The organism is Paenibacillus sp. FSL R10-2788, from assembly GCF_038003885.1.
GTDB classification, from domain to species: domain Bacteria; phylum Bacillota; class Bacilli; order Paenibacillales; family Paenibacillaceae; genus Paenibacillus_AQ; species Paenibacillus_AQ odorifer.
This window is the reverse complement of sequence record NZ_JBBOQA010000001.1, coordinates 6,744,351-6,757,407: the sequence shown is the minus strand read 5'-3', so window position 1 is coordinate 6,757,407 and position 13,057 is coordinate 6,744,351. Positions and strand designations below refer to the sequence as shown.

Annotated in this window: 13 protein-coding genes and 1 riboswitch; of the genes, 8 read left to right on the top strand and 5 right to left on the bottom strand. The window is 45.1% G+C overall.

The features are described from left to right. The first annotated feature begins 2 nt into the window (after positions 1-2). Complete coding sequence (locus NSQ50_RS30005; protein ID WP_076099743.1) at positions 3-1,256, top strand: polysaccharide deacetylase family protein; 1,254 nt, start codon at positions 3-5, stop codon at positions 1,254-1,256. 16 nt (positions 1,257-1,272) lie between these two features. On the opposite strand, the gene NSQ50_RS30000 is transcribed toward NSQ50_RS30005, so the two are convergent. Further along, on the bottom strand, positions 1,273-2,331 hold the full coding sequence (locus NSQ50_RS30000) for an endonuclease/exonuclease/phosphatase family protein (RefSeq protein WP_076140633.1): 1,059 nt from the start codon (positions 2,329-2,331) through the stop codon (positions 1,273-1,275). Positions 2,332-2,486: 155 nt separating this feature from the next. Between NSQ50_RS30000 and rlmN the strand changes: the two genes are divergently transcribed. The 4 genes from rlmN to NSQ50_RS29980 all read left to right on the top strand — a co-directional run bounded on the left by rlmN (position 2,487) and on the right by NSQ50_RS29980 (position 5,599). After that, positions 2,487-3,557: a 23S rRNA (adenine(2503)-C(2))-methyltransferase RlmN gene (rlmN, locus tag NSQ50_RS29995; RefSeq protein WP_036682223.1), complete on the top strand. Its 1,071-nt coding sequence runs from the start codon at positions 2,487-2,489 to the stop codon at positions 3,555-3,557. A gap of 79 nt (positions 3,558-3,636) precedes the next feature. Continuing rightward, a complete protein-coding gene (locus NSQ50_RS29990) occupies positions 3,637-3,924 on the top strand; it encodes a DUF6509 family protein (RefSeq protein WP_036682221.1) in 288 nt (95 codons plus the stop codon). 109 nt (positions 3,925-4,033) lie between these two features. Next, entirely contained in the window at positions 4,034-4,513 is a 480-nt protein-coding gene (gene greA, locus NSQ50_RS29985; RefSeq protein ID WP_036682220.1) for a transcription elongation factor GreA, read from the top strand. A 156-nt stretch (positions 4,514-4,669) separates the two neighbouring features. Next, the gene (locus NSQ50_RS29980; RefSeq protein ID WP_076222382.1) at positions 4,670-5,599 is read left to right on the top strand and encodes an AEC family transporter; all 930 of its coding nucleotides are present in this window, start codon (positions 4,670-4,672) and stop codon (positions 5,597-5,599) included. Between the two features lie 4 nt (positions 5,600-5,603). On the opposite strand, the gene NSQ50_RS29975 is transcribed toward NSQ50_RS29980, so the two are convergent. The 4 genes from NSQ50_RS29975 to NSQ50_RS29960 all read right to left on the bottom strand — a co-directional run bounded on the left by NSQ50_RS29975 (position 5,604) and on the right by NSQ50_RS29960 (position 9,550). Beyond that, positions 5,604-6,446, bottom strand: a complete 843-nt coding sequence (locus NSQ50_RS29975; protein ID WP_076222381.1) for an aldo/keto reductase — start codon at positions 6,444-6,446, stop codon at positions 5,604-5,606. Positions 6,447-6,504: 58 nt separating this feature from the next. Then, on the bottom strand, positions 6,505-7,713 hold the full coding sequence (locus tag NSQ50_RS29970) for an MFS transporter (protein WP_076222380.1): 1,209 nt from the start codon (positions 7,711-7,713) through the stop codon (positions 6,505-6,507). 209 nt (positions 7,714-7,922) lie between these two features. Next, a complete protein-coding gene (locus NSQ50_RS29965; protein WP_081383190.1) occupies positions 7,923-8,465 on the bottom strand; it encodes a hypothetical protein in 543 nt (180 codons plus the stop codon). A 116-nt stretch (positions 8,466-8,581) separates the two neighbouring features. Further along, positions 8,582-9,550, bottom strand: a complete 969-nt coding sequence (locus NSQ50_RS29960; protein WP_076191635.1) for a Gfo/Idh/MocA family protein — start codon at positions 9,548-9,550, stop codon at positions 8,582-8,584. A 196-nt stretch (positions 9,551-9,746) separates the two neighbouring features. On the opposite strand from NSQ50_RS29960, the gene NSQ50_RS29955 reads away from it, so the two are divergent. The 3 genes from NSQ50_RS29955 to NSQ50_RS29945 all read left to right on the top strand — a co-directional run bounded on the left by NSQ50_RS29955 (position 9,747) and on the right by NSQ50_RS29945 (position 13,054). Continuing rightward, positions 9,747-10,694, top strand: coding sequence for a sugar-binding transcriptional regulator (locus tag NSQ50_RS29955; protein WP_076222378.1), 948 nt, complete (start codon positions 9,747-9,749; stop codon positions 10,692-10,694). Between the two features lie 160 nt (positions 10,695-10,854). After that, positions 10,855-10,958, top strand: a riboswitch (purine riboswitch). Positions 10,959-11,126: 168 nt separating this feature from the next. After that, positions 11,127-11,741: a xanthine phosphoribosyltransferase gene (locus NSQ50_RS29950; RefSeq protein ID WP_036682464.1), complete on the top strand. Its 615-nt coding sequence runs from the start codon at positions 11,127-11,129 to the stop codon at positions 11,739-11,741. Next, positions 11,735-13,054: a nucleobase:cation symporter-2 family protein gene (locus tag NSQ50_RS29945; RefSeq protein WP_076105084.1), complete on the top strand. Its 1,320-nt coding sequence runs from the start codon at positions 11,735-11,737 to the stop codon at positions 13,052-13,054. The genes NSQ50_RS29950 and NSQ50_RS29945 overlap by 7 nt, the downstream gene beginning before the upstream one ends. The last annotated feature ends 3 nt before the right edge of the window (positions 13,055-13,057 follow it).

The window sequence follows — 13,057 nt, the reverse complement described above, 5'->3', positions numbered from 1 at the left end:
TCATGGCATCTAAGGAACCGGACACCATTCTAATGATTGAGTTACTGTCGCTTGAGCATGAACAGGCCGGTTATCAGATTGAGGTAGGTCTAACCCGTAATGTTGGGTACGCAAGAAGCAAGCTCACCATAGATGAATTTACATACGAACAATTGAAGGCGCTAGGTCCCTTTTCCGGAGGGAGAATGAGATTGTCGCTGTATCCGAAGTGGGATCCTTTTCGGAATAGTTACTACAGCACACTGATTATAATGAACAGAGCATACAGCGAAACATTGTATTTTGCCTGTTCTGAATATTATGTAACCCAACTTCTTCAATTAAAGCAGCAGGACTATCCTCAAGCAGAAGAGGAGAGGGTAGTTCAGACCATGCTTCCCTCTACAGAACCAGGGCATAGGATAAGCAGAAAGAAGACCAAACGAATTGGACTGGTTGCACTGCTGTGTCTCATGTTCGCTTGTTTGATATTTGTGTTACCTCTGCGAATGGATGGACAACTCGTAGATAGTGCTGAAGCGCTGGAGGAACCCGTATTAGGGGCCGACTCTGAGCCATTACTTTCGGTGCCGTTCGTTACCCTTGCGCAGACGATATCGGTTCATAACCAGCAAGCCGAGCCTACACCAGAACCTTCGGCCCCTCCTCAGGAACAGACATTGCCGTACGAAAAGTATGAATTACCCGAGAATGAATTTTTGTATAGCTTGCCAAAGGGTTACGTTGCCTTGTCATTTGATGATGGACCGTCAAAGTATACGAAAGAGATCGTAGATATTCTAGTAGAACATAAGGTGGCTGCCACCTTTTTATTCATTGGGAATAAAGTAGCTCATAATGCGGAAGCCGTTAGGTATGCTGATGAGCATAAGATGTCGGTTGGGAGTCATTCGTGGGATCATAGCAAAATGACTGCTAATAGCGTTGAGGAGAACCGGAATAACTTGGCGAAGACTAATCAGGCGCTGGAGCAAATTACACAATCGCCGATTACTATTTTTCGGCCGCCATATGGGGCGATCAATGACAAGTTAACCGCCAAGGTGACGGAACAGCAGATGAAGGTATTATTGTGGAATCGTGATCCCGAGGATTGGAACGTCAAGAACCCAGAGGATATTCTTCAATATGTTCATCATGCCGATCCGTCCGGCGGAGTCTATCTATTTCACGAAAAGAAGATTACTGTAGAAGCTTTGCCTGCTATCATTAAGTATTTTCAAGAGAAAAACCTGAAATTTGTTGTGTTTAAATAGAATCAGAGAATCCATGTTATTGCAGAATAAAAGTGGCTGTTACAGGGTTGTGATCACTGTGTTCGAAGGATAACTCATGACCCTGTACGCCGCTTATGCTGACGTTTGGTGAGACTAGAAAGCCATCAATCACTGCGCGGAAATTCACACCTTCTGTATAGGCAACATCGAGCGTCCGGACGGAGGGTACCTTGGCATCTACAGCCCACTGAAAGCCCTGTTGAAAATGTTCAGGGAATTCTTGCAGCCATTGCGGCCAATCCTGCGTTGTCTCGAAAGCATCAGGAGCTGTACCCGGAAGGGAATGGTTCCAATCTCCCCCTAAGATGAGGTAATTCCCTTTGTCATTCTCCTTCTTGATATAAGCCGATAAATACTCCAATTGCTGTTTGCGAATCGTTCCGCCTTGGTCAAAAGCTGATAAATGAAGATTGACTAGAATCAGTTCTTTTCCATTATCAACGGGGAATCTGCTCTCCACAAAAGCACGGTCGAGATCAAATTGTTGGCGAGGCCAGGTTTCTTTGCCCGGGAGATCATATCTAATATTACTTGTGCTGTTAAAACGGGATAAAGTTAATAAACCGCTGTTCACCGAGCCCATCGGATCAAGAACTGGAAGCGGTACCCAAGGTACCTTGTAGTTGGTCGCGAAAACATTGCTGTAATCAGCGAACTTATTCGACAAGAAAGAGACTTCATCTATACCGTTGCTACGGGAAGAATCGACGTCGACCTCCTGCAACATGAACAGGTCCGAGTCTGTAGTTGTCATAAGGGACGCTACGGCCTCAAGGTTTGTCTTCGTTTGTTCCCTACTGCTTGAGCGTGACTTTGTTCCGCCATCCATAAAGAAATCTTGGCCTTTATCCAACCCGGCGTAGCCAATATTAAAGGTGGTTACCGAGAAGGACTCTCCCTGCTTCAGTACTTGCTGCGGATTATTGTTTACAGTAAGGGTAGTAATCTCCTGTGGTTTATAGTCAGTGAGAGTAATATACACTAAAAAACCGCCAAGGATTAGAACGGCAGCTAGAAGGGTGAGGCTGATTGCTTTTATTCTTGTTGAACCCATATGATTCCATCGCTCCTTAGATACATGTTCATAGAACAGACTTTAATGGTGTAAACTTCGACACAACCCAATAACTCCCCTTGTTTTAATAAAAAAAATTTGAGACAATGAGTAGTGATGGTCTGAACTTTAACGTTTTGAAAAGAGGATAACGAATGAACATAGAATCCATTTATGGATTAACTTTTGATCAACTGGCGGCATGGCTGTTAGAACGTGGACATAAAAAGTTTCGGGCTACGCAGGTCTGGGATTGGCTTTATCGGAAGCGGATTACAGACTTTTCGGAAATGCTCGATGTAAATAAAGATTGTGTAGAATTATTAGAGCAGAATTTTGTCATTCATACCTTGGAAGAACATGTGAAGCAGGAATCTGCGGATGGAACGATTAAGTTCCTGTTCCGCCTAAAGGATGGCAACCTGATCGAGACAGTGCTTATGAGACAGAAATACGGCTTGTCTGTATGTGTAACCACGCAAGTGGGCTGCAATATCGGCTGCAGCTTCTGTGCAAGTGGGCTATTGGCGAAGAGCCGGGATCTCTCCAGCGGAGAGATTGTGGAGCAGATTATGAAGGTCCAGCAGCATCTGGATGCGGCGAACCTGGATCAAAAGGTCAGTCACGTCGTAGTGATGGGCATTGGCGAGCCATTCGATAACTTCAAGAACCTTCTCGATTTCCTGGCGATTGTCAAAGATCACAAGGGACTAGCAATTGCGGGTAGAGGGATTACCGTATCAACGAGCGGATTGGCTAACAAAATCGTTGAATTTGCGGATGCGAATACGCAGGTGAACCTGGCGGTTTCTTTGCATGCCCCTAATAATGAACTGCGGACGCAGATCATGAAGATTAACAAGGCCATTCCAATAGAGAAGCTAATGGAGTCTATAGATTATTATTTGGAGAAAACCAAGCGGAGAATTACGCTGGAATACATTCTGATGAAGGATGTAAACGACGGCAGAGAGCATGCGCTTGAACTGGCCGAGCTGATTGGCGATCGACGCCCGCTCGTCAATGTGAATTTGATTCCTTATAACCCGGTGGATGAACACAGCCAATATCAAAGAAGCGAGCGGGAGACGGTGCGGGCCTTTTTTGATACCTTGAAGAAGCAGGGTGTCAGCGTAAGCACTCGTCTGGAGCATGGTGTGGATATTGATGCTGCCTGCGGACAGCTGCGAAGCAAACAAATCAAGAAATCCAAAGCCATGGCTTGATGGACTACCTCGACAACAATATGTTACTTTTTGTGATACAATGACGTGGCAGGTATTAGGAAAAGAGGTTGATTGAGTTATGTTGACATTTACGGGCTACAATGTGGAGAATGTAAAAGATCCTTTCGGTATACTAACCGGTAAACGGTATGAATTTGTCGTTCAACTGGACGTTCCAGAGGATGATGAGCTGTATGTAGAGAACGGAGTATCCGCTAGAGCGATTATTAAGGTGGATGAAGATCAAGTCAGCATCGTAAGTTATGATCTACAGGAGACAACTTCAGGTCAACTGCTCGATTTCGATATGGAAGAGGACGAGGAAGAAGCGTTACTCCTTTTTTGTAAAGAGCATTTGCCAGAATAATTAAGCAGCATTGACCTCCTTGCCCAATGTTCAATTGTGGCAGGGATTTTTTTAAAATATAAGCATTTATATGTTCAAGCTGTAAATTATCTAAATAGGAGTTGTATACATGTCTAATGAAGAAGTGTTCTTGACCAAAGAAGGGTTGGCTCAATTAGAGGAAGAGCTGAAGGAATTGAAAGGCGCAGGGCGTAAGGAATTGGCCGCACGGCTTAAATTGGCGATCAGCTATGGAGACTTGAAGGAAAATAGTGAGTACCATTCGGCCAAGGACGATCAATCGTTCATGGAGACTCGTATTATGATTCTGGAGAAAATGTTGACCAAAGCCAAGATCGTGGATGAGAGCCAAATGGATCTGTCAAAGGTTAGTATGGGTTGTATTGTTATTCTGAATGACATCGAATATTCGGAGAAGATCGAATATAGAATTGTTGGAGCTGCTGAGGCAGATGTTCTTAATAACAAGATTTCCTATGAAAGCCCGCTAGGCAAGGAATTGCTGGGTAAAAAGGTCGGCGATATTGTTAGTGTAAATGCACCGATGGGCATCATTAAATATGAGTTGCTTGAGATCAAAATGATGTAACAATATACCGAAAAGCTCCCAACCCTTTGTAAGGGTTGGGAGCTTTTTTGCTGGTATGATAGGTTTTGGCTATGAGGTATATTGATTTCATATCTTAGACGTTCTGTGCTGTTACGCTTATAGTTTGAAGTAACCTACAGCAGAGGAGTTCTATTCATGATCCAAAGTGTGTTATCGACGTTATACCAAGTCATCGTGCCTTTGTCCATTCCTGTGATCGTGGGTGCGCTACTTGGGCGGTTTAAGAATCTGGATACGAAGCCGTTATTGACGCTTTATCTATACTTTTTAACGCCGGCAATTATTTTAAATACATTGGCTACTGCCGAGATATCCATGAATGATATTTATAAGACGCTCGCCTTTTCGCTTCTAAATCTAATCTTCTTATGGGCGATTGCGAATATAGTCGGAAAATTATTGAAGCTAGATCCATCCGAAGTATCCGGTCTGACCTTGATTTCAACGTTTACGAATAGCGTGAATTATGGACTTCCGCTGGTGTTGCTAGCTTTCGGACAGCTTGGTCTCGATAAGGCCTCTGTATATGTGATCGGACAGATGATTATCGTGAATACGATAGGCGTTTATTTTGCAGCAAGATCTCAGTTCTCGGTAAAAAATGCAGTAAAATCGGTCTTTTCACTTCCTGCCATTTACGCAGCTCTGTTGGCCCTTCTTCTCCGTATCTTTGGCCTGCATTTGCCTGCAGAGGTGGCTACAGGGGTTGCCTTGGTAGCTGGAGGATATTCACCGGTGGTACTGGCGATCCTTGGCGCACAGATGGTTAAAGTGAGAAACATGCCATCCGCACGCAAGGGTCAGTCTACTTTTTGGACTGGGCTGTCGATTCGATTAATCTTAGCGCCGCTAGTGGCTTACCTCGGATTATCGATCCTGCAAATTACCGGAACCTTGTTCTCTGTGCTGCTGATTTTGGCTTCTATGCCAGTTGCCGTCAACGCCGTCGTGCTAGCCGAGCGTTTTAATGCCTCACCGGAGCTGGTATCCAAATGTATTTTGTGGACGACGCTTGCTTCGTTTCTCGTGTTGCCGGTGCTTATAGTGTTAGTGCAAGGTGCGTAATCCCTTAGAAATCAAAATGATCTGGGTCTGGACCTACCCGCTGATCTTGGTTGAGAGAGTTAATTAGAGTCATATCCTCGTCAGATAATTTGAAATCAAACACGTCTACATTTTCGATGATCCGGTGTTCTTTAGTAGACTTAGGAATGGTGATAATCCCCCGTTGCAGGTCCCAACGGACAATAACCTGAGCGACGGATTTGTCATGTTTGACGGCAATTTGTTTCAGTACAGGCTGATCGAACAATTGACCTTGCATTAACGGAGACCAAGCTTCTAATTGGATTCCTTGCTCTTTGCAGAAGTCGAGCAGCTCTTGCTGATTCAAATAAGGATGTAATTCAACTTGATTGACCATCGGCTTAATTTCAGCATCCTTCAGTACATCTTCAAGATGGTGAATCTGGAAGTTGCTGACCCCAATGGCTTTTACCCGGCCCTCTTTATACAACGTTTCAAGCGCTCTCCAAGACTCTTTATATTTTCCTTTTACAGGCCAGTGAATAAGGTACAGATCCAGGTATTCAAGTCCGAGTTTAGCTAAGCTAGTCTCGTAGGCGGCAATGGTTTCTTCGTAGCCCATATCTGCGGTCCAGACCTTTGAGGTTACGAAAAGCTCTTCTCTGGACAAGCTGTTCTCTTGCAGAGCCTCTTGGATGGCTTGTCCCACGCCTGTTTCATTCTCATAAATTGCGGCAGTGTCAATGCTGCGGTAACCGTGTCTAATAGCGGATTTGATCGCTTGTATCAGTTCTGCGCCTTCTTCCACTTTAAATACGCCAAGCCCTAGCCAAGGCATATTTACACCGTTGTGTAATGTAGTTGTATCCTGTAGATGTTGAGCCATAATAAAGTAACCTCCTAAGATATTTAAAAGTTTGTTTGGGTTGTTAATGGACTGCTCTTTAAGCAGCTTTAGTCTGGAGAGGAGCCTCATCTTTCTTCTCCAGAGCACGGCTCCATGCCGTTAGTAATACAGCGGACAGAACCATGATGGCACCTACCCAAGTGGTATGAATCAGTCCCATATGATCTGTGACGATGCCGCCAAGGTACGCACCAATGGCAATACCAGCGTTAAAAGCAGCAATATTTAATGCAGAAGCTACATCTCGTGCACTTGGCGCATATCGATCTGCAAGCGTAACGACATGTACTTGCAAGCCGGGCACGTTCATGAAAGCTAACAGTCCCATAAAGAAGATCGTAATCAGTGCGGCAACCTTGTAAGGTGCGGTAAAAGCTAAGACAAATAAGACGACAGCTTGGACTGCAAACATATAGAATAGAGCATTCATCGGTTTGCGGTTGGCGGCTTTACCTCCAATCACGTTCCCGATGGCAACCGCAATGCCGTATACAAGCAAGATTACGGCGACTGTATTCTCTTTGAAGCCGCTGATCTCATGCAGAAGGGGTGATAAATAAGTAAAGACTACAAATGTGCCCCCATAGCCCAAAGCCGTAATTGCGAAGGCAAGCAGTAAACGCCCATTGGTGACCAGCTTAACTTGCTCACGAAGGGGTGTATGGGTGCCTTTGCGCAGCCCGGATGAAGGAACAAGGATCAGATTGCCGATGAGTGCTATAAGCCCGATAGCAATAATAGCAACAAATGCAGCACGCCAGCCGAGTTGTTGGCCAAGGAACGTACCTAGTGGAACGCCCGTAACAGTAGCTACTGTAAGTCCAGTGAACATGATGGCAATGGCACTGGCCTTACGATCCTCAGGCACGAGATCGGCGGCAATAGTCGAAGCAATCGACATGAACAAGCCATGGGCCAGAGCGGAAATTACTCTCGCGATTAACAGCAATGTAATTCCGTCCGCAGCCGCCGCAAGACTATTGCCGATAATAAAGACGATCATAATGCTTAGCAGTAAGGTTTTGCGCGATATCGACGTGGTTAGCGACGTTAAGATGGGTGCGCCAAAAGTTACTCCTAAAGCGTATAAAGTAACGGTCAACCCGGCTGTGGTTACCGGTATATGCAGATCCGTGGCGATTAGAGGCAGCAGCCCCACACTGATAAACTCAGTGGTACCAATCGCAAAGGCACTAATGGCTAGAGCTAAGAGCGCCAAGGTGCTTCTTTTTTTATCTAAGGACATTTCTTTCACTCCTACGCTGTGTTAATCACCGGCCGGTAAGTGCTATTATGAAGAGATCTGTCCATTAAGTATAGTACGTACTTTAAAGTGCTATAGGTACTAAAAAGTACCTATAGCGCAACTCGCCAAACCGCAAAAAGCATGGGCACCCTGATCTCGTCAGGTTTGCCCATGCTTTTTGCTATGCTTGTTATATAGTCCCAATAGGGTTAACGAGACCGTTGTTTGAGGTGGCGCCGTTTAGTTGTGCCTTTGTTAGTGGCGTGCCCACCCGATCCTCCACCAACCGCCTGCTGCTGTCTTGTTCCTGGGCTTTCAATAGCGGAGTTTGTTCCACCGGTGCTGAACGTTCCGCCTCCGCTTGCTACCTGAGTTGCGGAGGCATTCTGGCTCCGTTTAGGCAGTTTAACCGTCTGGGTATTGATAACGACCACAACTTCTTTGCGATACGGATATAATAAGAGGGGCTTAGCTTTGCCGCGTTTGTAGCCCCCGCTGCCTAGGTTAGTCGCATCACCGCCTGCGCCGACACTTTGTTGTTGGCGTGTATAGGGAGAAGCAATGGCGGCATTATTGCCGCTTGCGCTGCTGCGCCCTGCACCGCTTGCAATTTGTGTAGTGTTGGGGGCGTTCGTATATTGATTGTTGATGACAAAGACTAATCTGTCCACTCCGTGGAGGGGGGTCCTTGTAATTATGCGCCGTTTTCCTTTTTGAATAATGACAACGATCCGGTCTCTTTTATAGGCCACCCATATTCACTCTCCCATACTTTGACTTCATTAACATTAATGCAGATGGGGGGAATAAGTGATGAATACGGGCGATCTACCTCGAAAAACAATCATTTGCCTAAGTTACGGTTTATTTATTCAAAGCTATATTTGATCCCCCATTGCTCCCGGACATTGCTCATAATGTCCATGACATCCAAGGAGAGGTTGAGGGTCTCTTTATGGCTTTTATCTGCAATATACCGCTGCATATCTTCAATCTCGTATTGCAAAGCTTTGGCTGTATCTCCAGCTTCAATCGTCTCTACTGTGCCATCCAAATATTGAATGGTGGCTTTGCTGGCCCGCGGGAAATTGTCTACGGTAATAAATCCGAGCTCTCCTGCAACCACCCCCCGTTTAGGCATTTTGGAGCGCATTGTAAGGGAGATTACCGCCATTTCATCTGCCGCATTGTTAAGAATAATACCGGATTGCTCGTCCACTCCTGTCTCGAATTGTTTTACCGTAGTAAGAATCTCATGGGGCTGTTTGGACAGGAAGAATCTTGTGAAGGACAGCGCATATGTCCCAATATCCAGCAGTGCTCCGCCCGCCAGATCTTTGCTGAAGAAACGGTTGTTCACATCATATTCTTTATGGCTGCCAAAGGAGACCTGCACCATTTTGAGGCGCCCGATGATGCCGTCATCAATGAGCTGCCGCAGTTTCTTATACAGTGGCATATGGTAGATGGTCATAGCTTCGGCCACAACCAGATCCTTTTCAGCGGCAAGTCGGGTGACTTCTTGAAGTTGTTTGCTGTTCACCGTGATTGCTTTTTCGCAGAGAACATGTTTGTTATTCTGTAAGCTTTCAATGATGTATTCATAATGATTGCTATGTGGCGTAGAGATGTACACTACATCAATTGCAGGATCTTGCAGCATTTCACTGTAACTTCCATAAGCTTTCGTGGCTCCATATTGATTAGCGAATTGTTGTGCTTTCTCCAAGCTTCGCGACCCAACCGCATACAACGTTCCTCCCGTTTCATTCAGCGCAGCCGCAAATTCGGCAGCTATACTTCCTGGACCGACAATTGCCCACTTTAAAGGGTTCATTTCCAGCACCTCACTTGTTTGATTTTTTGTTTTTATTTAGAGATACCTTGATTCCATCTGAACCATTCATCTTCATAAAAGTTTTAATATTAAGCACATTTGTGCAATATAATAATAAATGTGCAAAACAATCGTCTACAGTATAGCGGGGGGGTCTAAATCCGTCAAACTGTTGAATACGCGGGGGTGTTGTAACATGGATCGAAAAGAAGATAAGAAGCTGCTTATTAAAATAGCACAAATGTATTATGAACAGAATTTAACGCAGAGTGAAATCTCCAGCCAACTTGGTATATATCGTACCACCATCAGCAGGATGCTAAAGAGGGTACGTGAAGAAGGGATTGTTACAATAACTATTAATTACGATACTGGCGATCATTTTACATTGGAGCAGGAGTTAAAGGAGCGGTTCGGGCTACGGGAAGCCATTGTTGTGGAGGTAGATCCTGCACAGTCCAGCACGATTAAACGCAAAGCTATAGGACAAGCCTGTGCGAGATGGCTCGAGCAAGTGCTTCTCCCGAAAGACACGATTGGATTTTCTTGGGGAAGCAGCTTAGCTGCCGTCGTAGAAAGCCTAACACAAGCCCAGAGACCTTTTGTAACCTGTGTACCTACGGTCGGCGGCCCATCAGGAAAGATGGAGAGCGGGTACCATGTAAATAACATCTGTTATCAAGCTGCTCTAAAATGGGGTGCGCGCTCGTTAATGATTGATGTTCCAGCGATCACGGAGCAAAAGGAAACTAGAGATCAACTGATGAATTCGCAGTATTATCAGACCATTGCCAAGGCGTGGGACCATCTGGATATCGCTGTGTTCGGCATCGGATCGCCGGAAATGAAAGGGGAAGAGGCGTGGCGCGGTTTTTATGGTGATGCAGTGATTGCTGAGCTGGAGAATGGAAAGGTCGCTGGTGATATCTGTTCACGATTCTATGATGGCAACGGGATTCCCGTGCATACCGGAATATCGGATCGAACACTGACCATTGAGCTGGAGCAAATTAAGCAAGCACGGTATTCGATTGGTGTAGCGGAGTCACTTGAGAAGGTAACGGGGATCCTTGGGGCACTAAATGGGGGTTATATGAATGTACTTGTAACGACCCAAGAAACAGCGCAGAAGATATTGGAGTAGTAACTACTAAATGTAAACAATTGAATTTCGTGAAAATAACCTGAAAATGGCATGCAAATTGCTTAAAATTTTGCTTGTAAGCACCAGACAGAGCGTGTAAGATATACAAGGTATTCATATTGAACATTTATAAAAATATAAGTTTCACATTATACATTATCCTTATATTTGCTTGTCAACTCATATAATCTTGGGAATATGGCCCATAAGTTTCTACCGGATAACCACTGTAATTATCCGACTATGAGTGAAATAGCGCATCTAGGGTTCCGCTTCCTGACTATGGAAGGACTGGACCGAGCGATGCGGACACTATGCAGTGTTACACCACTAAGGGACAAAAACCCAGAAGGACAAATTCACTTGAGAGAAACGACTCAAGGGATTTGTCCTTTTTTTGTTTTTAATTCAGAAGGAGAGATCAAGTTTACTATGAAGGTACTTCAAGAGCGCATCAGACAAGAGGGTCTTATTTTATCAGATACGGTACTAAAGGTAGATTCATTTCTGAATCATCAGGTGGATACGGAGCTTGCCTTACAAATTGGACAGGAGTTCAAGCGGTTGTTCGGACATTTGCCTATCACTAAAATCATCACTATTGAAGCGAGTGGCATTCAATTCGCCATGGCTACGGCCATCGCCTTAGGCGTACCGTTTGTATATGCGAAGAAGAAGAAAGCAGTGACCTTATCTGAAGCGGTCTATTCCGCGCCGGTACATTCTTTTACACGCAAAGAGGATTATATGGTTAGTGTCTCGCAAAAATATATCGGACCAAGCGATAAGGTGCTTATTGTAGATGACTTTTTGGCTACTGGTGCTGCTCTTGTTGGACTGGTTGATATCGTGCAAGAGGCTGGCGCTGAACTCCTTGGCGTTGGTTGTGTGATTGAAAAATGCTTCCAAGAAGGCCGGAGTCTACTCGAGGATAGAGGGATAGAAGTCCATGCTTTAGCCCGGATTACATCTATGTCACCAGGTGAAATTCACTTCATTGATAATGAAAGTTCAAAAGAGCCAATCAAGGAGAGTGCGAGATGTTAAGCAAGAAAAAAGTATTTGCGTTAGGATTTCAGCATGTACTGGCGATGTATGCCGGAGCAGTTGTTGTTCCGCTGATCGTAGGGAACGCGTTGAACCTGAATGCCACCCAAATGGCCTATCTTATCGCAGCTGATTTGTTTACTTGCGGGTTAGCTACTTTGCTGCAGATTATGGGCACTAAGTATTTTGGCAGCAGGCTGCCGGTTATTCTTGGATGTACCTTTACGGCAGTAGGGCCGATTATCGCTATCGGCAGTGCCAACAATTTGGCGACGGTGTACGGAGCAATTATTTTATCTGGTTTATTCGTGGTACTGGCGGCCCCCCTTTATGGGAAGCTACTGAGGTTTTTCCCAACGATAGTAACGGGCTCAGTCGTGACCATTATTGGGTTATCTCTTATTCCTGTAGCTATGAATAGCGTAGCTGGCGGAGAAGGCAGTGCTGATTTTGGGAATCCCCGCAATTTGTTGCTTGCACTGATCACGCTGCTGGTCATTTTAGCGGTTAACCGTTTTACTACAGGATTTCTTCGCTCGGTCTCTGTCTTGATAGGTCTTTTAGTGGGTACAATTATTGCTTATGGAATGGGCATTGTTAGTTTCTCTACAGTAGGTGAAGCCTCTTGGGTAAGTGTTGCACAGCCTTTCTACTTCGGATGGCCTCAGTTCAATCTTACGGCTATTTTCACTATGATCATTGTTAATATTGTTAGTATGGTGGAGTCCACAGGTGTTTACTTTGCGATTGGTAAAGTGACGGATCAGAAAGTGGAACAAAAGCAGATCGTAAACGGGCTGCGTTCAGAAGGTTTGGCGATTATGCTGGGCGGGATCTTTAATGCATTTCCGTACACAGCATTTTCGCAAAATGTAGGTCTGGTCTCGCTGACTCGGGTCAAAACTCGGAATGTTATTTTTGCAGCCGGCGGGATTATGGTTGTGCTTGGACTACTGCCTAAATTGGCGGCTCTGACAACGGTTATTCCCAATGCCGTACTGGGCGGAGCGATGATCGTGATGTTCGGATCGGTTGCTGTTTCCGGGATGTCGATTCTGTCAGAGGTAGATCTTCGCAAGGATGGTAATCTGCTGATTGCCGCTTGTAGTATCGCTGTTGGATTGGGTTCGGCAACTGTACCTGCGATGTTCGATCAATTGCCTGAATTCGCTCGGATGCTGCTGCAAAACGGTATCGTCTCTGGTTCCCTTACAGCGATTGTGCTGAATATCTTCCTCTCCAAGACAAAGGATAATGTTCTGGCAGAAGATCCTGCTGCCCCTATTCTAACGAAAGAAACTCAAGTTTCTTAATAC

Bases quoted from the DNA above. Each gene is read 5' to 3' on its own strand.
- NSQ50_RS30000 (WP_076140633.1), bottom strand. From the start codon at position 2,331: ATGGGTTCAACAAGAATAAAAGCAATCAGCCTCACCCTTCTAGCTGCC.
- NSQ50_RS29975 (WP_076222381.1), bottom strand. From the start codon at position 6,446: ATGGCTCAACATCTACAGGATACAACTACATTACACAACGGTGTAAAT.
- NSQ50_RS29960 (WP_076191635.1), bottom strand. From the start codon at position 9,550: ATGAACCCTTTAAAGTGGGCAATTGTCGGTCCAGGAAGTATAGCTGCC.
- greA (WP_036682220.1), top strand. From the start codon at position 4,034: ATGTCTAATGAAGAAGTGTTCTTGACCAAAGAAGGGTTGGCTCAATTA.
- NSQ50_RS29970 (WP_076222380.1), bottom strand. From the start codon at position 7,713: ATGTCCTTAGATAAAAAAAGAAGCACCTTGGCGCTCTTAGCTCTAGCC.
- NSQ50_RS29990 (WP_036682221.1), top strand. From the start codon at position 3,637: ATGTTGACATTTACGGGCTACAATGTGGAGAATGTAAAAGATCCTTTC.
- NSQ50_RS29955 (WP_076222378.1), top strand. From the start codon at position 9,747: ATGGATCGAAAAGAAGATAAGAAGCTGCTTATTAAAATAGCACAAATG.
- NSQ50_RS29945 (WP_076105084.1), top strand. From the start codon at position 11,735: ATGTTAAGCAAGAAAAAAGTATTTGCGTTAGGATTTCAGCATGTACTG.
- NSQ50_RS29980 (WP_076222382.1), top strand. From the start codon at position 4,670: ATGATCCAAAGTGTGTTATCGACGTTATACCAAGTCATCGTGCCTTTG.
- rlmN (WP_036682223.1), top strand. From the start codon at position 2,487: ATGAACATAGAATCCATTTATGGATTAACTTTTGATCAACTGGCGGCA.
- NSQ50_RS30005 (WP_076099743.1), top strand. From the start codon at position 3: ATGGCATCTAAGGAACCGGACACCATTCTAATGATTGAGTTACTGTCG.
- NSQ50_RS29950 (WP_036682464.1), top strand. From the start codon at position 11,127: ATGAAGGTACTTCAAGAGCGCATCAGACAAGAGGGTCTTATTTTATCA.